This is a genomic window from Brevundimonas pishanensis, assembly GCF_022750635.1.
Taxonomy (GTDB): Bacteria; Pseudomonadota; Alphaproteobacteria; order Caulobacterales; family Caulobacteraceae; genus Brevundimonas; species Brevundimonas pishanensis.
Map to the genome: position 1 here is coordinate 345288 of NZ_JAJKBG010000003.1, position 23575 is coordinate 368862.

The 23575-nt window shown below is 61.6% G+C and carries 23 protein-coding genes; 9 read left to right on the plus strand and 14 right to left on the minus strand.

Annotated features, from left to right (window positions below; all coding sequences use genetic code 11):
- Positions 1-69 precede the first annotated feature (69 nt).
- From efp to LOX95_RS08050, 4 genes are all read right to left on the minus strand, one after another.
- On the minus strand, positions 70-636 hold the full coding sequence (efp, locus tag LOX95_RS08035) for an elongation factor P (protein ID WP_242913950.1): 567 nt from the start codon (positions 634-636) through the stop codon (positions 70-72).
- 132 nt (positions 637-768) lie between these two features.
- Positions 769-1263, minus strand: a complete 495-nt coding sequence (locus LOX95_RS08040) for a TspO protein (protein ID WP_242913951.1) — start codon at positions 1261-1263, stop codon at positions 769-771.
- A 74-nt stretch (positions 1264-1337) separates the two neighbouring features.
- The gene (gene bfr, locus LOX95_RS08045) at positions 1338-1826 is read right to left on the minus strand and encodes a bacterioferritin (RefSeq protein WP_242913952.1); all 489 of its coding nucleotides are present in this window, start codon (positions 1824-1826) and stop codon (positions 1338-1340) included.
- Between the two features lie 168 nt (positions 1827-1994).
- On the minus strand, positions 1995-2180 hold the full coding sequence (locus LOX95_RS08050; protein ID WP_242913953.1) for a (2Fe-2S)-binding protein: 186 nt from the start codon (positions 2178-2180) through the stop codon (positions 1995-1997).
- Between the two features lie 136 nt (positions 2181-2316).
- Between LOX95_RS08050 and thiE the strand changes: the two genes are divergently transcribed.
- The 3 genes from thiE to LOX95_RS08065 all read left to right on the plus strand — a co-directional run bounded on the left by thiE (position 2317) and on the right by LOX95_RS08065 (position 5537).
- Positions 2317-2976: a thiamine phosphate synthase gene (gene thiE / locus LOX95_RS08055; RefSeq protein WP_242913954.1), complete on the plus strand. Its 660-nt coding sequence runs from the start codon at positions 2317-2319 to the stop codon at positions 2974-2976.
- An 84-nt stretch (positions 2977-3060) separates the two neighbouring features.
- Positions 3061-4788 (plus strand): ATP-binding protein, encoded by a 1728-nt coding sequence (locus LOX95_RS08060; RefSeq protein ID WP_242913955.1) that lies wholly within the window; start codon positions 3061-3063, stop codon positions 4786-4788.
- Positions 4789-4832: 44 nt separating this feature from the next.
- Positions 4833-5537 carry a hypothetical protein gene (locus LOX95_RS08065; RefSeq protein WP_242913956.1) on the plus strand — a complete coding sequence of 235 codons (705 nt, stop codon included), beginning with the start codon at positions 4833-4835 and terminating at the stop codon, positions 5535-5537.
- A 206-nt stretch (positions 5538-5743) separates the two neighbouring features.
- Here LOX95_RS08065 and eco read toward each other — a convergent pair whose 3' ends face one another.
- The 3 genes from eco to LOX95_RS08080 form a co-directional block, all read right to left on the minus strand.
- Positions 5744-6247: a serine protease inhibitor ecotin gene (gene eco / locus LOX95_RS08070; protein WP_242913957.1), complete on the minus strand. Its 504-nt coding sequence runs from the start codon at positions 6245-6247 to the stop codon at positions 5744-5746.
- A 47-nt stretch (positions 6248-6294) separates the two neighbouring features.
- Positions 6295-7482 carry a thiolase family protein gene (locus LOX95_RS08075; protein ID WP_242913958.1) on the minus strand — a complete coding sequence of 396 codons (1188 nt, stop codon included), beginning with the start codon at positions 7480-7482 and terminating at the stop codon, positions 6295-6297.
- Between the two features lie 84 nt (positions 7483-7566).
- Positions 7567-8427, minus strand: a complete 861-nt coding sequence (locus tag LOX95_RS08080) for an acyl-CoA thioesterase (RefSeq protein ID WP_242913959.1) — start codon at positions 8425-8427, stop codon at positions 7567-7569.
- 108 nt (positions 8428-8535) lie between these two features.
- On the opposite strand from LOX95_RS08080, the gene LOX95_RS08085 reads away from it, so the two are divergent.
- A complete protein-coding gene (locus LOX95_RS08085) occupies positions 8536-9027 on the plus strand; it encodes a winged helix-turn-helix transcriptional regulator (RefSeq protein ID WP_242913960.1) in 492 nt (163 codons plus the stop codon).
- Positions 9028-9055: 28 nt separating this feature from the next.
- On the opposite strand, the gene LOX95_RS08090 is transcribed toward LOX95_RS08085, so the two are convergent.
- Positions 9056-9751, minus strand: coding sequence for a DOPA 4,5-dioxygenase family protein (locus LOX95_RS08090; protein WP_242913961.1), 696 nt, complete (start codon positions 9749-9751; stop codon positions 9056-9058).
- Positions 9752-9843: 92 nt separating this feature from the next.
- Complete coding sequence (locus LOX95_RS08095) at positions 9844-10536, minus strand: hypothetical protein (protein WP_242913962.1); 693 nt, start codon at positions 10534-10536, stop codon at positions 9844-9846.
- A gap of 151 nt (positions 10537-10687) precedes the next feature.
- Between LOX95_RS08095 and LOX95_RS08100 the strand changes: the two genes are divergently transcribed.
- Positions 10688-12517, plus strand: coding sequence for a diguanylate cyclase (locus LOX95_RS08100; protein ID WP_242913963.1), 1830 nt, complete (start codon positions 10688-10690; stop codon positions 12515-12517).
- A 54-nt stretch (positions 12518-12571) separates the two neighbouring features.
- On the opposite strand, the gene mnmA is transcribed toward LOX95_RS08100, so the two are convergent.
- The 5 genes from mnmA to LOX95_RS08125 form a co-directional block, all read right to left on the minus strand.
- Entirely contained in the window at positions 12572-13810 is a 1239-nt protein-coding gene (gene mnmA, locus LOX95_RS08105) for a tRNA 2-thiouridine(34) synthase MnmA (protein ID WP_242913964.1), read from the minus strand.
- A gap of 111 nt (positions 13811-13921) precedes the next feature.
- The gene (sciP, locus tag LOX95_RS08110) at positions 13922-14206 is read right to left on the minus strand and encodes a CtrA inhibitor SciP (protein WP_242913965.1); all 285 of its coding nucleotides are present in this window, start codon (positions 14204-14206) and stop codon (positions 13922-13924) included.
- A 191-nt stretch (positions 14207-14397) separates the two neighbouring features.
- The gene (locus tag LOX95_RS08115; RefSeq protein WP_242913966.1) at positions 14398-15792 is read right to left on the minus strand and encodes a flagellar hook protein FlgE; all 1395 of its coding nucleotides are present in this window, start codon (positions 15790-15792) and stop codon (positions 14398-14400) included.
- 12 nt (positions 15793-15804) lie between these two features.
- Positions 15805-16563 (minus strand): flagellar hook assembly protein FlgD, encoded by a 759-nt coding sequence (locus LOX95_RS08120; RefSeq protein WP_242913967.1) that lies wholly within the window; start codon positions 16561-16563, stop codon positions 15805-15807.
- A gap of 4 nt (positions 16564-16567) precedes the next feature.
- Positions 16568-18037 carry a flagellar hook-length control protein FliK gene (locus LOX95_RS08125; protein ID WP_242913968.1) on the minus strand — a complete coding sequence of 490 codons (1470 nt, stop codon included), beginning with the start codon at positions 18035-18037 and terminating at the stop codon, positions 16568-16570.
- 423 nt (positions 18038-18460) lie between these two features.
- On the opposite strand from LOX95_RS08125, the gene flgK reads away from it, so the two are divergent.
- From flgK to LOX95_RS08145, 4 genes are all read left to right on the plus strand, one after another.
- Positions 18461-20572: a flagellar hook-associated protein FlgK gene (flgK, locus tag LOX95_RS08130; protein ID WP_242913969.1), complete on the plus strand. Its 2112-nt coding sequence runs from the start codon at positions 18461-18463 to the stop codon at positions 20570-20572.
- Positions 20569-21486 (plus strand): flagellin, encoded by a 918-nt coding sequence (locus LOX95_RS08135; RefSeq protein WP_242913970.1) that lies wholly within the window; start codon positions 20569-20571, stop codon positions 21484-21486. The genes flgK and LOX95_RS08135 overlap by 4 nt, the downstream gene beginning before the upstream one ends.
- A gap of 116 nt (positions 21487-21602) precedes the next feature.
- Entirely contained in the window at positions 21603-22760 is a 1158-nt protein-coding gene (locus LOX95_RS08140) for an MlaE family ABC transporter permease (RefSeq protein WP_242913971.1), read from the plus strand.
- Entirely contained in the window at positions 22757-23560 is an 804-nt protein-coding gene (locus tag LOX95_RS08145; RefSeq protein ID WP_242913972.1) for an ABC transporter ATP-binding protein, read from the plus strand. The genes LOX95_RS08140 and LOX95_RS08145 overlap by 4 nt, the downstream gene beginning before the upstream one ends.
- Positions 23561-23575 lie beyond the last annotated feature (15 nt).

Sequence of the window (23575 nt, forward strand, 5' to 3'; positions counted from 1 at the left end):
AAAAGGGGTGCGGACCATCCGCACCCCTGAAGTTGATATTCCACCTTTGCAGGTAGAAATCGGCGAATTTTAGTCCGCGCGGCGAACGTATTCGCCCGTGGAGGTGTCCACGACGATTTTTTCACCCACGCCCATGTAAGGTGGGATCATGATGCGAACGCCGTTCGAAGCCTTGGCGGGCTTGTACGACGACGAAGCGGTCTGGCCCTTAACGGTCGGCTCGGTTTCGGCGACTTCCAGAACCACTTGGTCGGGCAGTTCCAGACCAATCGGACGCTCTTCGTGCATCTCGATGATCACCTTCATACCTTCTTGCAGGTACGGGATACGCTCGTCGCCGACCCAGTCTTTTTGCAGTTCGATCTGCTCGTAGGTGGCGTCGTCCATGAAGACCAGGCTCTCGCCGTTGTCGAACAGGTAGGAGAAGTCCTTCTGTTCCAGCGTGACGCGCTCGACCTTGTCTTCCGAGCGGAAGCGTTCAGCCAGCTTGTTGCCGGTCTCGAGGTTCTTGGCTTCCACGTTGGCGAAAGCGCCGCCCTTGCCGGGCTTGACGTGGTTGACCTTGGTGACGACCCACAGACCAGCGTTGTGCTGCAGGACCATACCCGGCTTGATGGTGTTGGCGTTGATTTTCATGAGGAACCGTTCGGGGCTCGTTGATGGGCAGGCGGGCGCCAACCGATCGGGGCGCTCCAAATCGTCGCGAGCCGTAGAGTAAAGGGGACGAAAGGGCAATGGGATCGGCCCCTGTCCCCCTAGAGATATGCGTTATTTCACCAAGTTTGTGGCGGCGGAAACCGGATCGATCTCGGCGTTTACCCCGCGCAACTTGCGGGCCTCATAGGCAAAGGCGGCTGCCAGACCTGCGGAAACCATGGCGGCACCGATCTGGGTCCAGCGGTCGCGTGGCCTGGCCGCCAACCACCAGGCATTGGCCGTTTGTGCCAGCGCCCAGAGGCCGAGCGCACTGGTCCGGCCCTTTTTGGCGGGCGAGTTCCATACCCGTATCGCCGACAGGGAATTGGCCGAGAACACCGCAGGCATCAGCCAGTTACCGGCCTTCACCTCGTTTTTGACGCGGCGGCCAAAGGATTTGGTCGTCTGCTCCGGCGCAATCTCGCGGGCCAGTACAGTCACAGCCAAGGCGAACCCTGCGGTCAGCAAGGCCCCTGTCAGCACGTGGCTCACATCGCGGTTTCCGAGGTTCAGGAACTCGTCGGCCTTGTCGCGGGCGGTATCGATCAGGTCTTCAAAATCTTCCATCCAGCCCAAATGAAAGGGCGGCAGGGATGTTCCCTGCCGCCCGAACACTTGTTCGCCATAAGCGTCAAAAAGGGTCAGTGACCCTCGCCGACGATCTCTTTCATGGCCGACTGCAGATAGTTCTGCGCACCCATCAGTTCGACCAGCTTGAGCTGGTTTTCGAGGAAGTCGATGTGGTGCTCGGTGTCGGTCAGGATCTGCTGCAGGATTTCGCGGCTGACGTAGTCGCGGGCCGCTTCGCATTCGGTCAGCGCGTCGCGGGTTGCGGCGCGGCTGTTGATCTCGAGCTGCAGATCGGCTTGCAGGCACTCAATCGGCTCTTCGCCGACCTTGAGTTTGTGCAGGTCTTGCAGGTTGGGCAAACCGTCGAGGAACAGGACCCGCTTGATGAGCAGGTCGGCGTGTTTCATCTCGCCGATCGATTCTTTGTAGATGATGTCGCCGAGGTGGGTCAGGCCCCAGCTTTCGAACATGCGGGCGTGCAGGAAGTACTGGTTCACCGCGGTCAGTTCGTTGGTCAGCACCGCATTAAGAGTGCGGATGATTGCGGGATCGCCCTTCATGGTCATGCCTTCTGTCTTATGCAGATACCGGCGACCACAGTTCAATCCGTGGTGTCATCTCTGCCTGTTCAAGAAGCAGAATAACACCAAAACACAGCAAATGTTTATTTGCGAGTTACTTTCACCACATTGATAATGCGAGCGTCACTCGCATATGCATGCGGGAAGTTATTCGGCCGCCATGGCGTAGGCGTGCTCGGATTCGTGAATCATCTCGCGCATTTCGCAGACGCATTTCGCGCACTGGGCCTTGCAGCCCTGAGAGGCGAAAATGTCCTTCGGACGCTTGGCACCGGCCTCGATGGCAAAGTGGACGTCGCGGGCGCGGATGCCATTACAGTTACAGACGTACAAGGCGTAGGGCCCTTGTCAGTTGCTGAGAATGACTCTCCATATCATGATTTTATAACTGTGCAAATCATTCTCAATAGCCTGCGACCAAGGTCCGGATATGTTGACGTAAGCGCCACATGAGGGCAGGGCCTTTGGCATGGCCCGTGAACCTCAAGTCCCGCTTCGTCCTGCTTGTCAGCTCTACCTCATCACGCCGTCTTCGATTGACGATCTGGACGCCTTTGCCGCGCGTCTGGACGCAGCGCTGGGCGCGGGCGAGGTCGCGTGCGTGCAGATCCGTCTGAAGCCGGCGAGTGATGACCAAATCCGCGAGGCCGTCGCCAAGCTGAAGCCTGTATGCCATGCGCATGGGGTACCGGTGCTGCTCAACGACCGTCCCGACCTTGCCCGCGCCACGGGCTGCGACGGTGTGCATGTGGGGCAGGAGGACGCTTCGGTCGCCGACGCCCGCCGTATGCTGGGGGAAAACGGCATGATCGGCGCGACCTGCCACGACAGTCGGCATCTGGCGATGGAAGCTTCGGAGGCCAGCGCTGACTACGTGGCCTTCGGTGCCTTCTTCCCGACCGATACCAAGGAAACAACGCATCGCCCTGAACTGGAAATCCTGACCATCTGGCAGGAGACGATGGAAACGCCTTGCGTCGCCATTGGAGGTATCACCGTCGAGACGGCTGCGGAGGTAGCTCGCGCCGGTGCAGACTTCATCGCCGTCAGTGGCGGGGTCTGGAATCATCCGGAAGGCGAAGTCGTTGCAATAAAAGCGTTCTGCGAATCCTTGGCGACCGCCTTCTAAAAGCTTAGCTTCAGACCCTGTTAAAGGCCCACTACCTAAGGTCGGTAGTCGATACGCTGCCCGCTAGGTGCAGGACGGGGGAATATGGCTTTGAGGGGCGAGCAATATCAGGCTCGGCGGACGTCGCTTGCCGACTATGTAGCGGCAGCTCGCGCGCGCCTGGCGACCGGTGCGGGATTGGCCCGCCTGCATGATCGGCATGCACCCGCCAACCTGACCTTCTTCCGCCGACCGTTCGCTCTGGTCGGCACGGTCGGTGCCCTTTGCCTGCTCGTTGTTATTTCCGTGCGCTTCATGGCGGCGGGGCCGGGCGTCATCTCGACCCTTTGGGTCACAAGTGGTGTCGCCGTTCTGACGTGGCTGAAGGCCGGTCGGGGCGTGCGTTATGATTTGGCCTTCGGCGCGCTGGTCTTCATGGCACTTATGGCCGGAGAGCTGATCCTCGGTAATCCGCCGCATCGCGCAATCGTCTTCGTGGCATTGAACCTGCTCGAGATCGTGCTTTGCCTCATGATCTTGCGGCACATTTTCCCCAAGCTGGACGTGCACAGTGTGAACGGTCAGGTGAAGCTCCTGGTCACTGCGTTCTGCGCGGTGCTGCCCTCGGCGCTCCTGTGCGGAGTTGTTCTGAATCACGGGGCGTCGGACGGGTATTTCGGCGGGGTCCGGATGTGGTTCCTCGGTCGGGGGATAGGCCTTTTGGTGGTGTTGGCGACGGGTCTGGCCTTCCAGCGCTCCATCCTGTTGTTCGCCCATCCCGTGCGACGTGTCATCGAGGCTGTGCTGGCTTTCGGCATCCTGATTGCGGGTGCCATTCTGGTCTTTGGCCCGACGCAGGTGATGTTGGTCTTCCTGCTGCTGCCCGCCATGATTGTCATCGCGGTCCGGTTCCGCGTGGCGGGGACGGCCTTGGGACTACTGATCATCAGTATCATCGCCATCAAGGGGACGATGGCGGGATATGGTCCCTACTATAACCTCAGCGTCGACCGGGCTTTGGGCATGGTTCAGGTGATGATCCTGTTTGGTTATGCCCCTGCGTTGATCGTGGCTGCATTGCTGGATGAGCGGGACGGACTTGCGGTTCGCGCGCGCCTTGGTCGCCAGAAGGCCGAGATGGCGTCTGCTGCCAAATCGCGTCTGTTGGCCAACGTCGCCCACGAAATCAAAAGCCCCGTAGGCGGTATCATCGGCATCGCTGAAATGTGGGCATCCGGTCATCTGGGCGAAGTCACGCCTGCGCAGAAAGACATGGCCGAAATGATGGTTCGGACGGGGCGTCAGATCGAGGCACTGTCCCATGATCTTCTGGATGTATCGCAGGCAGAGTCCGGTGCCGTGCGCATCGAAGCGCGTCCCACCGACGTGGCCGGAGCCCTTGCCGACGTGAGCAAGACCTTGAGCCTGATGCCGGAAGCCGCTGGCATCACGCTGGAAGTCGCGGACGTAGAACCCGGCCTCAGGGTCATGGCAGATTCACAGCGACTGGCCCAGATCCTGTCCAACCTTGGCAGCAATGCCGTGAAATATGGTCGGGCAGGTGGGTTCGTGCGATTTGCCGCTGCGCGAAGTGCCAACGGCCATGTGCGGCTGATTGTACAGGACGGCGGTCCTGGTTTGACGCCGGAGAAAAAGGCCCAGTTGTTCGAACCCTTCAACCGTCTGGGGCTGGAGCGTTCAGCCATTGAGGGCCATGGCATCGGGCTGGCGCTCTCCAAGCGACTGGTCGAATTGCAGAACGGCCAGATGGGTGTGGATTCCGAGGCAGGCGAGGGCGCGTCCTTCTGGGTGGAGCTGCCCGAGGCGTACTAAGTCGGCACTTGCCGAGGGGCCTCACATCGTTAGATGTTGAGGTCATGAAACAGGCAAACCATCTCCCCCTCGCTGCGAGCGTCGCACTGGCTGCTTTGGTGGCCGCTGTGCCTGCTGTAGCGCAGAGCGCACAGGAACTGACACGCTCATTAAACTCGCGTCCGGCAAGCCCGACGGGGGCTGCCACGACGAGCCCGCAATCGCGACCGGCCGTCGCACCGGCCGCGCAACCTGCACCCGCCGGACAAGCTGCTCCGGCACCGGCGCGATCTTCCACTCCGGCTCAGGCTCCTGCGCAAACACCGGCTCCCGTCGCGGCACCGGCGACCACAGCTCCCGCAGCTCCTGCAGCTGAAGTGTCTGCTGCGCCGCCGCCTGTGCGTGTGATCCCTCTGAACGCCGAGGCCATTTCGACCCTGCCGTTCCGGATTGATCTGCGCGGTGCCCAGATCGTCGAGCGACCCGCAGGTCCTCGCGCCAAAATCTATTCGGTCAGCCGCGCGGAAAAGCCGCTGCTGATGATCTATGCAGGCCCCCAATCCGACTATCCGATTTATGACGGAGAGCAGGCGACCGTTGCTGGCCGTACCTCCATCATCCTGAGCGACGGGGGCGTAAGGCGCGCCGTCGAGCACCTTTTCCGCCGCGATGATGCCCAGCCTGCAGATATCCACGTGTGGCTGATTACAACCGATGGCGCTGACGGTGCCCTCGCCGAACAGATCGGCCAGTCGGTCGATCCTCGCTGATCACGCTTTCGTGCAGGTGACAAAAGCCGCTTGAGGAATCATCGCGATCCGAATGATCTTGCAAATCATTCGCAATAGGAGGTCGCGATGATTGTCCTCGGTATCGGTATGTCCCACCTGACCCGCCTCATGAAAAAAGGCGCAAAGGATGAACCCCTGCGCCCTTCGGGACGTCCGAACCTCCGGGTAATCGAAGGTACTCAGTCTCAGTTCAGTCCGCGTACCTCGCCCGCACGCCAGATGCGGTAGCGTATTTCCGCGTCTTCCGGCGTGTAGATCACCACGGGGAGGCGCGAGTTGTAGCGAACCAGCGTCTGCTGCGGGATGGTGACAAACGCTTCGCGCGTCGAGTTGGCCGGGCAGCCCATCAAAGTCGATGCACCCGGGCCAAGGCGCGGCACGACGTAATAGTCATAGCCCCAGCCCTCGGCTGTGCGGGTTTCGATCTCTCCAGCCAGCATGTGGTGGTTGCAGTCGACCTGCTGCGTCTTGCCGATCAACAGTTCAACCTTCAACTCGTCCTCGTTCGCGACAGGGGGAACGATAAGGACGTGGCGCTTCTGGCTTGCGGTCGCGGCCGGAAACGCCTTGAGCTGATCGGCAGGGTTTTCGGCGACCTGACCGGTGGCAGGTGCCTGTGCCACGACGGGAGCCGTCGCACAGGCGGTCAATGCCAGCGCCGCCATGGAGGCAAGGGCAAGATTTCGCATGGTTAAGGCCTTATCCTGTAAATCCATGCTATCTAAACGCTGTTAAGTTAGGCCAGTTCCACCGCCATCGAGACGGCTTCGCCACCGCCGATGCACAGCGATGCGACGCCGCGCTTCAGACCGCGAGCTTCCAGTGCGGCCAACAGGGTGGCCATGATGCGAGCACCCGAGGCACCGATCGGGTGACCCAGAGCGGTGGCACCGCCGTTGACGTTCAGCTTGGCGCGATCGATGCCGAGTTCCTTTTGGGCGATCATGGCGACCACGGCGAAGGCTTCGTTCACTTCCCACAGATCGACGTCTTCGACCGACCAGCCAGCCTTTTGCAGCGTCTTCTGCATCGCCGGAACCGGGGCGGTGGTGAACAGGCCCGGCTCATGGGCGTGGGCCGAGTGCGAAACGACACGGGCGACGATCTTCAAGCCTAGTGCCTTGGCAGTGCTTTCGCGGGCCATCACCAGAGCGGCAGCGCCGTCAGAGATCGACGAGGCGTTGGCGGCGGTGATGCGGCCATCCTTGATGAAGGCAGGACGCAGGGTCGGGATTTTGGCCGGATCGGCCTTGCCCGGTTGTTCATCTTCCGAGACGGTGACGGTGCCCTTGCGGGTTTCGATCTCTACCGGAACAATCTCGTTCTTGAACGCACCCGAAGCGATGGCTTCTTTGGCGCGGTTCAGGCTTTCGATGGCGTAGGCGTCCATGTCTTCGCGGGTGAAGCCGTACTTCTCGGCGGCACCTTCGGCGAACACACCCATGGCCTTGCCTTCATAGGCATCTTCGAGACCGTCCATCATCATGGAATCGATGATCGTGTCGTGGCCGATGCGGGCACCTGCGCGGTGCTTGTTCATCAGGTACGGGGCCTGGGTCATCGACTCCATGCCGCCCGCAACGATGACGCTGGCCGAGCCGGCAAGCAGGGCGTCGTGCGCCATAACCGCAGCCTGAAGGCCCGAGCCACACATCTTGTTCAAGGTGGTGGCTTCAACGCCCAGCGGCAGACCGGCACCCAGAGCCGCCTGACGGGCAGGGGCCTGACCCAGACCGGCGGGGAGAACGCAGCCCATAAAGATTTGCTCGATCTTTTCCGGAGCAACGCCGGCGCGCTCGACCGCAGCCTTGACGGCGGCGCTGCCCAGAGCGGTGGATTTCACGCTCGACAGAGCGCCCTGAAAGCCGCCCATCGGCGTGCGGGCGTAGGAGCAGATGACGACGGGATCGGTAGAAGCGGTCATGATTTTACAGCATCCGGAAAGGATTTCAGCGTTGGTGGCTGATTAGGGGCGTATGTTCGCGCAATGCAAGGTGGCGGCTGAACACTATTTTCTGTTCAGAACCCGACGGCGCTGGCGTCCGATGCCAAGTACGGTGCCATCCACACCCCATACGGTGACGTCGTCCACAGTCCAGTCGCGGTCGAAATCGATCAGTTCGAACTCGACATAGGCCCAGCCATCCGGCGTGTTCTGCGCGGTGGGCGGCGCGATGAAGTCGTAACGAAGATCGACGGTGGTCATCAGAACCGGATGCTGGAAGGCGGTCGATGCGGGCGGATAAAGAGCGTCCATCAGATAGCAAAGGCGATAGACATCCAGCGGCTTCCCGTCGCGGAACCGCATCCACGTTCCTTCACGCCGGGCGCGGTCTTTGTTGCCGCCAAAGATGTTGGGCCCGTCCTGAAAGCGGTATTCGATCTGGCTGGCAAAGCGGGGCGTGAACGGGCCGCGCATGTGCTCTGACTCGGTGAGGCTGTTCACATCCACCGGTACCCGGTGCTTTTCATGGACGGGTGTGGGGCAGTCGCCGTCGACACCATAGGTTGCGCTGGCGGCATGGGTCAGGCGTTCGCCCTCGCCTGCGATCAGGTTGGCGTAGGACACCTGACGGCCTTTGCGCAGCAGACGCGGTTCGAACACCAGTTCTTCGCCGAACTTTGCGGCGGCCAGATACTGAACCGTCAGCGATTGCAGCGGCGCGTCTATCTCCAATCCCTCGGTCATGGTTTTGGCGCACATGGCCGCCAGCAATCCCCCGAACGGGAAGCCCTTTTCGGCCGGGATGCTGTTGGGTGCGTTGGAGAATTCGTGATGCACGGTCACGCGCCGGTTTGGCCCCTCCGACTGCATCTGCATCGCTATATCAAAGGTGCGCTGGGGGGCTTGGGTCTGGGTATCGGTCATCGGGCCGGGGAGGGCTGGAGGTCTAACAAAGTTGCAAAAAACAACTTACTGGGTCCGTTGCAGTTGGCAACCCTTGTCAAAAGCCTGCCGCCACGTCACTTTAGCCTCATGGGACGCACAGCCGACTATTCTCGCCAAAGCTGTTCGGTCGCCGGTGCGCTCGAAGTCATCGGTGATCCGTGGACGATGCTGGTCATCCGCGACGCCTTCAATGGCGTGACGCGGTTCGAACAGTGGCAGGAACGCCTAGGCGTTGCCCGCAACGTTCTGGCTTCGCGTCTGAAGATGCTGGTGCAGCACGGCGTGCTGGAACAGCGCCTCTATTCAGAGCGCCCTCCGCGCAACGAGTACGTCCTGACGCCCAAGGGCAAGGATTTGTACGGCGTCCTGATCACGCTGCATGCGTGGGGCGAAAAGCACGTCTATCACGACCAGCCCTCCGGCGTCTTGCTGGAGCACAAGACCTGCGGCCATAAGCTGGAGCCCCGCATTGCCTGCGGCTGCTGCAATGAAATCGTCCGCCCGCGCGAGATCGAACTGACGTTTGCACAGAACCGCCCGACGGTTGGCGATATGATGGCCGAAGACGACGCGGCTTGAGCCGCGCCACCTTTTTAGCGTTGCCGATTCAGCCGCGCTCGGGAACGATGCTGGGGTTGGTGTTGGGCAGGATTTTCTCAACCTCTTCCGGCCCCACATGGCTCGCCATCCGATAGGCGTTCACCGGCTGGGTGCGATTGATCCACATGGCATAGTCCAGATGGTCGGCGCGGGGATCGTCGGTGTTCGGATGCAGCAGGATGGTGAGGCCGAGGCTGTTCAACTGTAGCCACGGCACGATTACGGCCAGCAGGTCGTTGGTAAATCCGAAGTAGAAAGACGGCGTCACGTGGGGGCCGCGCGGCTCCAGATTCCAATTGCCCAATTCTACATGGAAACGCTCGATCACCCACTGACGCAGGCGCTCCGCCTTATAGTGGTTGTCCTCGTCGAAATAGATATGGGCATGGTAGCTGGTGATGCGTGTGAAAGGCTGGGGCTTTTCAGGCAGCGTCTGTTCGCCGGGACGAAGCGACGCCGGAGCCGGAGTGGCTTCGTTGACGGTGTCTCCCCACGGCGATTGCCCGACAGCAGGGGGCGGAACGTGGGGATCGTAAGCGCCTGCCGCAGCGAGATGTTTGACGCTGGCTTGTGAGGGGGCAGCGGTCGCCAGAGTGGCGGCACCCGCCGCACCCGCTCCCAGCAACAGACTGCGCCGGGCGGGCGAAATCAGATCGGCCCACTGGCTATCGTTTTCAGGCCTGTCGGTGGTGGTGCGGTCCATACTCATCCCCTCGGTTGGTACCGGTGGGTAGCAAGCCACACGCCCCTTATAACCGCAGTTATTCTTAAGACACGCGCAGCTTTGCTAAGGGGTTAGCTGGTCTCGTTATCGAGGGCTGTGGCTCCGGCTGCGCCTACACCCGCGCCAGCGCCCATGCCGAGTCCCATGCCCATGCCTCCGCCCATGCCGCCGCCGCCACCACCGCCGCCACCACGCCCGCCACCGGCCTCGCCTCCGCGGGCTCCGGGTTTTCCTCCGGACGCGGCGGGACGTGCCGGACCTTGCGGCGGGATCGCCAGACTGGCGGGGATCGGTGCCAGATCCAGCGCCTTGCGAATGAAGTCACGCAGCGAGACCACCAGTTCTGCCGTGTGCACGACGCGTCCTTCCACCATGTCCAGCGCAGCCGCCTGAGCCAGCTTTACCTGCTCCTCGGTGCCTAACAGGATGATGTCGGCCAGAGCGGCTTCGACCGTGTCGCGGACCCGGCGGGCGCGTTCATTAGTGTCTTCGAAGGTCTCACCCGCTTCCGCAGCCGAGCGCCGGATGTCCCGCAAATGTCGGGGATCGACCGACAGGTCGCCAGTAAAAGCGGCACCCAGAACCTTATAGGCCGCAATCAGGGTTTTGAGACGCTCGTTGATCTGGCGGTTCTGGCGTTCGCGCCTCTGCTGGATGGTGAACATCATCAACAGGCGAATGCCCATCCCGATCAGGGTGATCAGCGCCAGACCCAGTATGGTGCTGGCGATGCTCTCCCACGAGCTGAAATCCAGATTGCGCATTCTATGGCCTGCTTTTCTTGGTTGTGCCCCAATCGCAAGGCATGACAGTCGGGCCGGTTCCCCGCGCACCGCGGCCTTTAAGTATTTTTATTCCGGTCGTGCGTATCGTGTGCCGACCTGTTGTTGGCATTCTCCCGAAAGTGCGCCCTGTATGTTCAAGTCCTTGACCTCCAGAATCGCCGCGTTGGGCGTGGTGGTTGTGGTATCGATCCTATTGCTCGTCGCGGGCATGGTCGACGCCTCGCGCCAGACGCAGGAAAGCTTCCATTGGGTGATGCATTCCTCGCAGGTGCTGCGCAGTACGAACGAGTTGATGGACTCCGTACGCAGCGCTGAGTCAGGGCAACGCGGATATATTCTCACGCACAATCCCGGCTTCGCGCAGGCGTTTGACCGAGAAATCGAAGAAGCGCGGGGAGCCTACGGCCAGCTTTATGAGCTGACCAAAGACAATTCGCAGCAGCATGACCGCATGCGCGCATTAGGCTTGTTGTTGGAAGAGCGTATCGAACTGATGCGGACACCGCTGGAGTTGGCGCGGCAGTCAGAGTTCGACAGCGCGCGTGCACGCATCGTTGAGGGGCGTGGCTATGACACGATGGTAGCCCTGGAAATGGCCGCCGAAAAGTTCATCTCCGCCGAACGCACGCTTCAGGCCGAACGCGTCGCCGCCGCCGAGCGCCGCCTTGAGGGCCTTCGCACACTGGCACTGATTGCCGGTCCGCTGATTGCCCTGCTGTCCGCACTGATTTCGATGATGATCATCCAGCGCATCCGTAAGCCCATCGGGGTGCTGAGCGGAGCGATGGACCGTCTGGGGGCCGGTGATTTCGGGGACCGCATCGAGGGCGATATGGGATCGCGCGAGTTCCTGAAGCTGGCGGCGGGCTATAACACCATGGTCGACCGGCTGGCAGCTGTGTCCGACGAGCGTAAGCTCAACAACGAAGTCCTGCAGAAGATGCACCAGGACGTGGTCGCCTCATCGACCGCACTGAAAGACCGGAACGACGTCATCGAACTGTTGGCGGCGATGTCGCACCGTATGCAGGCGACCCGCTCGGATGCCGAACTGGCCGAGGTCATCAGCATTTTTGTGCCCCGCGTTCTGCCGGAGGTTCCCGGGGTACTCTATTCCTTCAACAACTCGCGCAACACGCTGGTGCCGGTCTCGAATTGGGGCGGCTCGTCGCACATGGTCGACAGCTTTGCACCCGAGACCTGCTGGGCCCTGCGTCGCGGGCAAAGCCACTGGGTCAGCGGCACGGGCAAGGACATTCGCTGCGAACATGTTCCGGAGGCGCACGAGGTCTATCATTGCGAGCCACTGCTGGCGTCGGGTGACGTGATCGGCGTGCTCTATCTGGATATCTCGCTTAATGAGGAACAGCGCTTCCGCGTTAGCATGCTGACCGAGAATATCGCCTCGGCTATTGTAAACCGCCGCCTGCAGAAAGACCTCAAGGAGCAGACCATCCGCGATCCGCTGACGGGGCTGTTCAACCGACGCTACATGGAAGAGGCGCTGACGCTGGAAATCGCTCGCGCCAGCCGTGCCGCCACGCCGCTGTGCGTGGTGATGTGCGACGTTGACCACTTCAAGCGGTTTAACGACGAGCACGGCCACGATGCGGGCGATGCTGTTCTTCAGCAGGTCGCTAAGGCGCTGATGGAGCAGTTCCGTGACGGTGACATCGTGTGCCGCTACGGCGGCGAGGAGTTCACGATCATCGCGCCGGGCACGTCACAGGAAGACCTCCTGCGCCGCGTCGAGCACGTGCGCGAAGCTGTTCGCGGCGTAGAGCCCGAACTGCGCGGCACGTCGTTAGGCCGGATCACCATGTCGTTTGGCGTGGCCGAATGGCGCGAAGGCATGGATCGTGAAGGGCACCGGCTGTTGAAGGCGGCTGACGAAGCGCTTTACCAGGCCAAACATGAAGGCCGGAACAAGGTCGTCGGCTTCGCGAGCACTACGGAATAGAAAAAAAGGGCGGCTTCATTTCGGAGCCGCCCTTTCTTATTTGTCGATGAGGAATCAGGCCGCAGTTTCTGTCAGGGCCACAGCTTCGGTCGCTTGGATGAAACCGCCGCCCAACACACGCTCGTCGTCGGCGGGATCATACAGGACGCAAGCCTGTCCGGGGGCGACCCCTTCTTCGCCTTCGTCGAATACGACCTTCACCACGCCATCCACGAGTGACAGACGGGCAGGCGAGGGCTGACGGGTCGAGCGGACGCGGGCGAGGACGGGAGCACCATCCTGCGCGGCCTCCTCGACGCTCGCCTGATCACCGAGCCAGTTCATTTCTTCCAGCGTCAGGCTGGCCGTCAGCAGGGCTTCGCGCGGGCCGACGATGACCTGACGCAGTTCAGGGTTCAGCTTGATCACGAACAGCGGCTCGCCTACGGCGACATTCAGGCCGCGGCGCTGACCGATGGTGTAGTCGGTGATGCCGTTGTGCTTGCCCAGGACGCGGCCATCCATATGAACGATATCGCCTGCCTCGCGGCCTTGCGGGCGCAAACGGTCGATCAGGGTGCGATAGTCACCCGTCGGCACAAAGCAGATGTCCTGACTGTCCGGCTTGGCGGCGATACGCAGGCCCAGCGAGGCGGCGACACCGCGCACCTGCGGCTTTTCCAGATCAGCGAGCGGGAAGCGCAGATAGTCCAGTTGATCCTGAGTGGTCGCGAACAGGAAGTAGGACTGGTCACGCGAATGGTCGATAGCCTTGCGCATCTGGGCGCGGTTACCGGCGATGGCGCGGCGCACATAGTGGCCGGTGGCCATGGCTTCGGCACCCAGATCCTTGGCCACGTCCAACAGGTCGCGGAACTTGACAGTCTGGTTGCAGCGAATGCACGGGACCGGCGTCTGACCCTTGAGGTAGGAGTCAGCAAACTGGTCGATCACCGCATCTTTGAAACGGTTCTCGTAGTCGAGGACGTAATGGGGGATGCCGATAGTGTCGGCGGCCAGACGTGCGTCGTGAATATCCTGACCGGCACAGCAGGCTCCCTTTTTCTTCAGAGCCTCGCCGTGGTCGTAAAGCTGGAGGGTAACGCCCACGACGTCATAGCCTGCCTTGTGCAGCAGGGCAGCGACAACGGTGGAGTCCACACCGCCCGACATGGCAGCGACCACGCGCGCGCCAAGGGGAAGGCCGACGGCCTGTCGCACGCTCTCGATCGCAGCTTCCATGTCGGCAGGCGACATTGGGGCGATATCGGGAATGGGGCAGGTGAGGTCGTCGGTCATGGTCATGGGCGCCATGTAGGCGTTAACCCGCACGATTTCGAGGCCATGCAGGACACATCGTGCAAGAAATGAAAAAGGGCCGCTCCCCGAAAGGAGACGGCCCTCTTGTCCGGATTGACCGAAAGGTCAGTCGCGATAGCTCTGGATGCGGGTCGTACGCAGGCCTTGCATACCCCACTTGTCGATTGCCTGTTGCCAGGCCGCGAACTCTTCAGCGGTCAAACGGTAGCGCGCAAGGGCGTCTTCCAGACCAATCAATCCACCACGCACAGCCGCGACCACTTCCGCCTTGCGACGGATGACCCAACGATTGGTATCTGCCGGGGGCAGATCGCGTAGCGTCAGCGGCGTCCCCGTAGGGCCGACCACATATTGTTCGCCGTTACTATTTAGGCGTCGCTCTTGCAGCATGGGCTAATGCCTCTTTCACCACCATCACCACTCAGAACCGCTCTTTTAAGCCAGCCCCCGCTAAGGCCAGTTTAAGCGTCGTGGTGAAGGAATGGCTAATATCGAGGTTAATTCTGCGGCCAAGCTTCGGCCGCAGAAACCTCGAGTTTACGAATACTAATGCGGGGTTACCGGGTTAAGCGCGGCTGTAATCACCGCTTAATGTTGATGAGTTCGGCCAGCATCTCGTCCGCGGTCGTGATAATTTTCGACGATGCCGAGTAGGCGCGCTGCGTGGTGATCAGGTTGGTGAACTCGGTCGACAGGTCGACGGTGGAGGCCTCCAGCTGCGACGCACCGATCAAGCCTGCACCGCCGGTACCCGGGGCTTTCAGGTTGAACGTGCCCGAAGCCTGGCTCACGCGGTAGGCGTTGCCCGACACTTCGGTCAGGTTGTTGGTCGAGGGGAAGGTCGCAAGTGCAACCTGTGCAATCCGGCGCATCACACCGTTGTCGAACACGGCGGTGACATAGCCGCTGGAGTCGATCTGGATGTCCGTCAGGTTACCGAAGGCCGTACCGTTGGTGTAGGTCGCTTGAACGAAGCTGGTGCTATCGTACTGCGTCAGCCCACCTGCCGAGGCGTTAAGGTCGAATGCGATGGATTGCGCCGCAACGCCCAGATCATCGGCCCACTTCGGCGCGCCGCCGCCCGAGGCAGCCAGGTCCAGCACGGGGTTATCCGGATCAAACAGGGCATCCGCACCCAGGGCACGCATGCCGTCGATGTCGTAACGTCCGTCCTGGGTGAACAGAACCATGCCCGACTTCAGCAGGTTTGCTGGCGTACCGCCGCCGTCGGCCGTGCCATCAGGGGCGCGGATTTCAGCGTACCAGGTGTTGGCGGTTTCGCTCTTTAGGAAGGCCACAGTGATGTTGCGTTGACCACCCTTGGAATCCGAGACCGGCACAGTGATCTCGAAGTCCGGCTTGATGCCGGTGGTCGGATCCAGCGCATATTCGGACATCGAACCCGGCGCATAGGTCGCGATGTCCGCATGCGGAACGGTCGACGACTTGAGGTTGGCGTTCAGGCTGACGCGGGTCGTGGGCTCCGCTGCACCGCCGACCTTGCCGACGTTGATCGAGGTCAGACGGTTCATGTCCGACGGGTCGATGTTGGCATTGCCTTCGGCGTCAATCGGCCAACCCTGCAGGTAGAAGCCCGACGTGTTCTGTAGATAGCCCAGCTTGTCCACGGTGAACGCACCGGCGCGGGTGAACAGGCGCACGTCCGACGGGGTCAGGTTTTCCGACTTTTCCGTCACCACGAAGAAGCCGTCACCGCCGATGGCGAGATCGGTAGACGAGGTCGTGCGCTGAAGCTGACCGCCCTGGCTGATGAACTGGCGGGTGTTCGCCTTAACGCCACCGGCCGAATAGGACACGCCAGCCGACTGGGTGTTTACGACGGTGGAGAACTCGGTGGCCACACGCTTGTAGCCAACGGTATTCACGTTGGAGATGTTCTGCGAGATCGAGGACAAGGCCGCGGCGTTCGAGGCCAGACCGGAGACCCCGGCCAACATGGCGCCATTGATGCTCATGATCGGGTTTCCTTAGGACAAATACGAAAGAGGGTTGAGGGCATTGGCGAGGGTGCCGAGCAGGGACGGATCGTCTTCTTCGGCATCGGCAGGCGACGGCGCTGTGCTCGCTGCCCGCTCCTCGAGTGAAATCAGGTTTTCCAGCGGCATGATGGAGTTGCCGATGGTGACGTAGGGGACGCCGTTGTACATTTCGACGGACGAAACCCGCCCACGGATCAGGGTCTGGGCGCCGATGGCTACCCCGGCAGCATCCTTGGCCGTGACCCGCAGCGAATAGACGCCGCCGTCATCCAGTTGGCCGCCGCCGGTGGTTTTGCCGTCCCAGTTCAGGTCATGAACGCCGCCGGTCTTGGCACCGTCGCCACGCCAGACGACCTTGCCGTTGGCGTCGAGCACTTCGAGCGAAACGCTGGAGGCGTTCTGGGCCAATTCGTAGGACCAGCTAGCCTTGCCGTCTTCGAGGCGCGAGGTGTTCCAGATCGCCGTAGCATCCTTGCCGATATAGGCGGCAGCGTTGGACAGGGCGTTTCCGTTTTGGGCCGCGATCATGCCCTTGAGCAGGTCGTTGGTCAGCAGTTGCTGCTCGACGCCTGCCATCTGGGTCAGCTGGGCGGTGAACTCGTTGGAATCTAGAGGCGACAGCGGATCCTGATTGCGCAGCTGTGCGGTCAACAGGGTCAGGAAGGTTTCGAAATTGTCGAACAGCTTGACGCTGCCAGCGTTAATCTTGCTGTCAGCGGCGGCGACTGTTGATACGGCGTCTACCATCGGGTCAGACCTTCATGTCCACACCCGTGCGGGCGTGGTTAAGCGGTGTCCAGACGGGCGCGACGGGGGTGTCGGCCAGTTCGGCCAGACGGGCGGCACCCACAAAGGCGCGGCGACCCGAACGGCTGTCGGACATGAATTGGTTGAAGCCACCGCGCGGATCGCTCTCGCGGTCGGTGAACTCGAGGGATTTCTCGGAAACGTCGAAACCTGCGTCGGCCAGTTGGCGGCGCAGTTCATCGGCACGGGCGCGCAGTTCGTTGGCGGCTTGCGGGTTTTCAAAAGCCAGCCTTGCTGACATCTGGCCGTCATTGCCGACCTCGATGGACACTTCCACATTGCCCAGCGTTTCGGGCGTCAGGACCATGTCAAAGCGCGTCGTGCGATGGCCGAGGCGGGTGATCATGGCTGCGGCCAGCTCTGCCGTCGTGCGGATGGTGGCGTGCGAAAGGTGGGTGCCCTTGGGCTCGACGGTCTGCTGGCTCGCGGCCTCAATTTGCTCGGACCGTTGCGGGGCAGCGTCGACAACCTCGGGCTCTGCGGTGGCGAACCCTGCGGCGGCGGTCACGGCAAGCTTGCCACCCGCGTCCTTGGCTTCGGCTGCCGGCGCATCAGCGTTTTCGGCTGAAACCTTGGGCTCGACTTCGCCGGTCGGAGCCGCCTCGATGGGCGCGTCTTCGATAGTATCCACCGTCAGGCGTGAGCCAGCGGTGTATTTGCGCACGGGCTCTGCGGGAAGAACAGCGACCGGAGGGGCAGCATCCGCAGCCGCGCGTGCGGCAACGCGTTCTGCTGCAGCAACAGCTGTCTCGACCGCGATCTCTTCGGCGGGAGCAGTCTCCAAACCGTCGTCTTGAAGGGCGAGTTGCGCGAGTTCGGCGCGGGGTGCCGGTTCGGGTGTGCCACGCGTGGCCTTCGGAGCCAGTTCCGTCTGAGCGGTCTGCGAGGGCAGGTCGGGGCGATCTGATGCCGGAGCCAGGTCTTCTGCAACAGGTACTTCGGCCGGCGCTGCGCTCTCGATGGCATCCGGTGCCGCAGCGTTTGGAGCAGACCCATTTGTCTGGGCTGCGTTGTCCGAAGCGACCCGCGCGTCCCCGGCAGCTTCTGCCGCCTGGGTATCGGTTGCGACAGGCGCGAACTCAGCGGCCGAGGCCTTAGCGGCAGGCTCTGCAATAACGGTCTCGGACGCAGCCTCTGTCGAGGGTGCCAGGAGCGCGCTCGCTGCATCTTCGGTCAGGGGCAGGTCGATGACCATCTGATTGGGTGAGGGCGCAAGTGCCATGACAGGCAGCATGGCCATCGGGTTCACGACGTCCTCGGAAGTATCGGAAACTTCGTCAGTTTCGACCTTTTCCATCTCCATGCCGGTCTGATCGAGCAGGGAGGCGAACTCGCCCCCTACAGAGGCGTCCAGCGATGCGCCGGTGTCGGTCGCAGCCGAAGTCGCCGCTCCGTTAGGAACGACGCCAGTCATGACAGACAGGAGTGCAGATGCGGACATTGCCCAGCGCGATGTTGGAGTGGAGTGGCGTCTTCTGCGCCGGAACATTCGGGACCAACGTCGCAAGCGGCGGGCCATATCGTGCCACTTGGCTCAAGTTGCTGATTTTTCTGGAAAACAGAAGGTTGAAGTCTTGTGGATAGGCCCTTTGTGGCCCCAACCGAACTTGCCGTGCCTGATCTTTTTTGCCGAGGTCGGCAGGCACTAATGGTGAGAGCGGACACTAGGATCAAACTGGCCCGTCAATTGCGCCGTAGCTCCTCGAGAGAACAGGGGCTGAATGCCAATGTCTAATGAATTCAATATTTTGGGCGATTTCGCTCACGCAACAACCGGGCAAGAATTGCGCGGCTGCGTGCAAGGCTTGCCGGGTTTTGCCGGTAAAGGAGGCCGCTGATGTCGCTTGGCTTGATTATGAACATCGCGACTTCTGGCATGAACACGGCCCAGAGCCAGTTGCGTGTGGTGTCGGACAACGTCACCAACATCAACACGCCTGGATATGTGCGCAAGATTGCCGACCAGCAGTCGCTGACGACGCAGGGCATGGGGACCGGCGTCGATATTGCCCGCGTGCGTCTGGCGACCGACCGCTTCCTGCAAGCTTCGACCCTCAGCACCTCTGCGGACGCGGCCCGCGAGACTGTGCGCTACGAACTGTTCGACCGTATCCAGTCGTTGTTCGGCGATCCGGGCGGCGACAGCAGCTTCTTTAGCGGCATCGACAGCGTCTTTGCGGCATTTGCGGCGTCGGCAGAAATGCCCAGCTCGGCCGCTGCGCGCCAGACAGCGATCTGGAAGTCGCAGTCGCTGTTCGAGCAAGCAGCGGATATCGCCGGCCAAATACAGGCTGTGCGCGAGGACGCCGACGGCAAGATCAAAAGCTCTGTCGACTCGATCAATGGCCTGCTGGACCAGATCAGCAAGCTGAACCGCGAGATTACCCGCGCCACCGTGACAGGTGCCGATGCAACGGGGGCCCAGAACGCACAGGCCCAACTGATCGACCAACTATCCTCCTATATGGATATCCGCCTGTCGCCGCAGAATAACGGCGCGACCGAGGTTCGTACTGGCGCGGGCTTGCTGCTGGTCGGCAACGAGCCGGCGACGCTGGAGTATCAGCGCGCGGGGGCGATCAGCGCCCAAACCAACTTCGGCGACATCGTCGTCCACGAACCCAGTGGGTCGGCGCGCTCCCTGACCGAAGGTCTGGTCAGCGGCGAACTCAAGGGACTTGTGCAGCTACGCGATATCGATGCGCCGCAGGCCGCCGAACAGCTGGCAGAACTGACGTCCAAGCTGGCTGACGAGTTGAACCGTGCGCACAACGCCTCATCGTCGGTGCCCGCACCGTCGGTAATGCAGGGCCGCAACACCGGTCAGACCCTTGAAACGGCGCTGAACGGATTTACCGGCCAAACCAATATCGCGCTGCTCAACCCAAATGGCGTCGTCCAGAACACGGCGACGATTGTGTTCAATGGCGCGTCCATCTCTATCAATGGTATGGCGGCGACACCGGCGACGTTCGTGACCGTGCTGAACGCCCAGTTGCCGGGCGTGAACGCCAGCTTTGCTAGCGGGGCGCTGAAACTGGAAGCCTCAGGCGGCAACGGGATTGCCATTGCCGATGATTCGACCACACCCAGCAATAAAACGGGCAAGGGCTTTTCTCACTACTTCGGTCTGAATGATCTGGTGTCGAGCACGGCGCCGATCTCCTACGAGACCGGAATGACCACGGCCTCGGCGCACGGCTTCCCGGCAGGACAGCAACTGACGTTCCGTTTTGCCAATGCCGACGGGGTAAAAATCCGCGACATCGAGTTCACCGTGCCTGCGGGTGGGTCCATGTCAGACCTGCTGACGGCGTTGAACGATCCGATCACCGGCGTGGCCCGTCATGGCACCTTCAGCCTCAGCTCGACCGGCGAGATGATCTTTACGGGACGCGGGACGCCTCCGGCGCAGTTGTCGGTCCTTAACGACCGCACCGCGCAGAGCCCTTCTGGCGTTTCCATGAGCCAACTGTTCGGTCTGGGCGGTGCGCGCGGCGCACGCACCGGTGTGTTGTCGGTTCGCGCTGACATCCAGTCCGATCCGACGAAGCTGGCCCTCAGCCAGTTGAACCTCGGCGTTCCGGCGGGCACCCCTGCGATTAGCGCAGCGGACGGTTCAGGCGCACGTCTGCTGTCACAGGCAGGCAGTGTGACCACCAAGTTCGGTACGGCTGGTGGCGTGTCCGGTGCAATGTCGACGCTGAGCCGTTTCGCCTCCGACATGGCTGGCTCCATCGGTGCCAAAGCAAATCTCCGCGAAAGCGCCGCCAGCGGTGCCAGCGCGCTGTATTCGACCGCCTCGGCCCGTCGCGACTCCTTCGAAGGCGTAAATCTGGAAGAGGAACTGGTCCTCATGACCACATTCCAGCAAGCCTTCAACGCCTCGGCACGCCTGATCCAGGCTGCGTCCGAAATGTATGACACTCTGATTGGGATGGTCCGATGAGCCGCGTCACGACTTACGGCAATAACCAGTCCGCCCTTCTGAACCTGATGACGGCCCAGAAGCGGACCAGTGAGGCCCAGAACCGTTTCTCCACCGGCAAGAATGCCACTGATCTGGTTGGCTTTGGACGCGAGGCCGCGACGGTCAATGCGCTGAAATCCACCCAGATGCGGGTGATGTCGCACATCGACACCAACAAGGCCGTGGCTGACCGCCTGAGCGCTCAGGATCTCGCCATGGGTCAGATCGCCGATGCCGCGACAGCATCGCGTCTAGCCATTGCCAACGCGATTGCCTCGGGCCGGATGGACGGTCTGATGGAGGAATTGAAAATTCAATTCCAGACCATCTCGGACGCGCTCAACACCGAACATCAGGGCCAGTTCCTGTTCTCTGGCGGCATTTCCAACACAAAGCCCTCGGCGGTCGCGAATCTGGACGAACTGGGGGCTGTGGCCACGGTCGATGACGCCTTCGCCAATGGCTATCTGCGTCAGGCCAGCCGTCTGGACGACAATGTGGTGATGGACACCGGCTTCCTGGCCAGTGAATTGGGAAGCGAACTGTTCCAGATTTTCAGCGACCTGAAAGCGATGGACGGCACCACCCCGCTCAAAGGCCCGATCGACGGAGCGATGAACACCGCCCTGACCACGCTGATGCAGCGCTTCGAAGGCGCGGCAAAGAACGTCATCAATGAGCAGGGCCTCAACGGCATCTATCAGAAGCGTGTGGAGGACATCATCACCTCCAACTCGGTAAAGTCCGACACGCTGGAGATTATGCTGTCCGATAAGACCGATGCGGACATGGCAAAGGCGATCACCGATCTCGAACTCGCGCAGGTCGCCTTGCAGGCATCGGCCCAGGTCGTCAGCCAGTTGAGGCAAGTCTCGCTACTGGATTATCTCTGATCCATGGAACGGCGGCCACGGGGCCGCCGTTCTACTTTTGGGCGAGCGTGTCCGGCGTAGTCATCCTTTGTTGACATCACCAGCGTTACACAGCTTAACCGACGTGATTATTGCGAATGTCGGCGACGGGTGTCGCCGGTAATGGATGGTTTATGACGACGGGCACGGCTGGCTATCGGATAGAAGATAATGAGGGTCAGGTCGTACTGTCCCTGCTGGGTCCGTGGTCTGCTACGGGGCTAGGTCACGTCTCGCGTTCTCTGACCGAGGAGCTGGGTGGGCGCGGTGTGTCGAGACTGGACCTGAGCGGTCTGGAACGGTTCGATACAGCCGGTGCGCTGGCCCTGCTTCAAGCCGCAAAGGTCACGACCGACGCGTCCGCATGGGAGGCGAACCCGCAAGCAGGCAGCATCTACCGCACCGTTGCCCGCCTCGAAGACATGACCATGCCTCCGCCGACCCGGCCCCCTGCGGTTATCCGCGGGTTCAGCAAGGTCGGGCGCGGCGTCTATGACTTCGTCACCGAAATGATGGGATCTTTTGCCTTCCTTGGCAGATTGATCCTCGCGTCCGCGTCGGCCCTGAAACACCCCAAGCGCATCCGCTGGGCGGCCTGGGTGTCGCAGATGGAACGGGCAGGGCTGGACGCCATCCCGATTGTTGCCGTCACCAACTTCTTCATCGGTGCCGTTGTCGCCTTCATCGGCGTGGACCTTCTGACCCAGTTCGGGGCAGGGGTGTTCTCGGTCCAGCTGATCGGTGTGGCCGTCTTCCGCGAGTTTGCAGTGGTCATCACGGCTGTGCTGCTCGCTGGCCGGTCGGCCTCTTCGTTTGCCGCTGAAATCGGCTCGATGAAGATGAACCAGGAAGTCGATGCCATGCAGGTCATGGGCGTTGATCCGTTCCAGGCGCTGGTGATCCCGCGACTGGCTGCGCTTTTGATCATGCTTCCGCTGCTGACGTTTGTGGCCATGATGGGCGGGCTGCTCGGCGGCATCCTGGTTTCGTGGAGCCAGTTGAACCTTGGTCCGGCCTTCTTCTTCCAGCGCCTGCTGGAGGATGGCTATATGGCCAAGCACATGATGGTGGGTCTGGTGAAAGCCCCTGTGTTCGCGCTGGTGGTTGCCGCTATCGGCTGCCGTCAGGGCATGGCTGTGGCCGGTGATGTCGAGAGCCTTGGCTATCGCGTGACGGCGGCTGTGGTTCAGGCCATCTTCGCCATCATCCTTCTGGATGCCGTCTTCGCCCTGATCTTTATCGAGTTGGGCATATGACCGACCTTATCCCCCAAGACGCCCCGCGTACTGACGAGCCGCCTGTCATTGAGGTGCGCGGCCTCCTGAGCCAGTTCGGGGATCGCGTCATCCATCAGGACCTCGACCTGACAGTCAACAAGGGCGAGATTGTCGGCGTGGTCGGCGGCTCCGGTACGGGCAAGACCGTGCTGCTGAACTCGATCATCGGCCTCAAAGAGCCCGAGGGCGGGGAAGTGCGCTTGTTCGGCTACGAGCGGAGCAGCATGACCAAGGCCGAGGCGGCCGAGGTCGAGCAGCGCACCGGCATTCTGTTCCAGCGCGGGGCGCTGTTTTCGGCGTTGAACGTCATGGAGAACGTCTCCGCGCCGATGTTGGAGCACACCCAGCTTTCGCGCGATGTTATCCGCGAACTGACCGAGATGAAGGTTGCCATGGTGGGCCTCAAGCCCGAGGCGCTGTACCTGAAGCCTGCCGAACTGTCGGGCGGCATGATCAAGCGCGTGGCTCTGGCCCGCGCACTGGCGCTGGATCCGGAGCTTCTGTTCCTCGACGAGCCGACGGCGGGCCTCGATCCTATCGGCGCTGCCGCTTTCGACGAGCTCATTCTGGAACTGTCGCGGGACCTTGGCCTTACGGTCTTTATGATTACCCACGACCTCGACAGCCTCTACACCATCTGCGATCAGGTCGCCGTTCTGGCGGACAAGCACGTGGTGGCCAAGGCTCCCGTCGAAGAGTTGGAAAAGTCGGATCATCCGTGGATCAAGGAATACTTCCTTGGCCCTCGCGGGCGAGCCGCCGGACGAAGTGCCGCTTAAAGGAAAGCCGGAACG